The organism is Bartonella sp. TT110JLCBS, from assembly GCF_042193405.1.
In the GTDB taxonomy this organism is placed as follows: domain Bacteria; phylum Pseudomonadota; class Alphaproteobacteria; order Rhizobiales; family Rhizobiaceae; genus Bartonella.
In genome coordinates this window covers 1-1,256 of the sequence record NZ_JBHILT010000107.1, presented here as the reverse complement: position 1 = coordinate 1,256, position 1,256 = coordinate 1, and the positions used below count along the sequence as shown (strand labels likewise).

Genomic DNA, 1,256 nt, shown 5'->3' with positions numbered 1-1,256 from the left:
AACAAATCATAACTATTTATTAACCACATTTTGGTTCATTTAGAAAGATGTTTTATTTATAGAAAACAATATTTTATTATACAATTTCTGATGTGATACGTGATGAATCTTATTGAGAAAGAATGAGAGAGAAGAGAGCTAAAGTTATCCACAGATCATGGGGTTATGCACCCCATATCTTAAGATTGACCAGTGACATATGCCGCCCATTTATCCATATAGACACGACGCTGTTCTAGATAGTCAGTACGACGATAGGCACGCTCTACTTTGCCGCCAACTGTATGACCTAGAATGGTTTCAGCGACTTCATAGGGGGCATCGGTTGTTTCAGCAAGCCAATCGCGTAAACTAGAGCGAAATCCATGCGGACGTGCTTCAAGTCCAATCTGTTGCATATATTGTGACATGCAATTCTCACCAAGAGGACCTCGACCAGTTGCAGAAAAAAAGAAATCATTGCGTGAAAGCGAGCGCGCTTGTTTTAAAATGTCTAATGCCTCTGTTGATAAAGGCACACGAAACTCTTTTGTAGTATCACGCTTTCCTTTCATATTTTCAGCAGGGATTGTCCAGATATCACCTTCAATCTGATCTTTATGGATATAACGTAAAGGGCGTGTACGAACCCCTGTCAGAATAAGCAAGCGCAAAGCTAAATGTGTCATTGTTATCGTTTTACTGAGTGTCTGATAAAAGGCAGGAACATCTTTCCAATCCATGGCTGGTATATTTTGTGTTTTATGGAGTTGTTTACCTAAAAGAGCACGTGCTTTTGTTGTTGCTTGTAAATCAACATCTAATCCTAAGGCAGCCGCATGTTTGAGACATATATTAAGACGATTCAGTGCTTTCTCTGCTGTTGCAGCTTTTGAATGCCAAATGGGAGTAAGAACATTGCGTATTTCTGTTTGTGTAATCTCAGAAACCGGCAGACAGCCTAATTTGGGCAGAATATAAAGCCGTAAAGGTAAAAACCAGTCTCCAGCCTTACCATCATCTTTTAATTCAGCTTTACGACTTTCAAAAGCATCTAGAGCAATATCTTTTAAGTAATGGAGATTGCTTATTGCCTCACGCTTTTGTTTATCGCGTTCTTTAATGGGGTCACGCCCTTCATGCAAAACAGAACGCCACCCAGTTGCCAATTCACGGGCTTGTTTTAAAGAGACATCTCTCAAGGCACCCAAGCCCATTTCACGGCGCCGACCATGAATGGTATAGCGATAAATCCATTGAGCACCTCCATCTTTACG

1 protein-coding gene is annotated in these 1,256 nt (G+C 40.5%); it reads right to left on the bottom strand.

The annotated features are described in order from the left end of the window. Window positions 1-179 precede the first annotated feature (179 nt). On the bottom strand, window positions 180-1,256 hold a 1,077-nt coding region (locus tag ACFILW_RS09795; RefSeq protein WP_375685730.1), incomplete at its 5' end, for a tyrosine-type recombinase/integrase.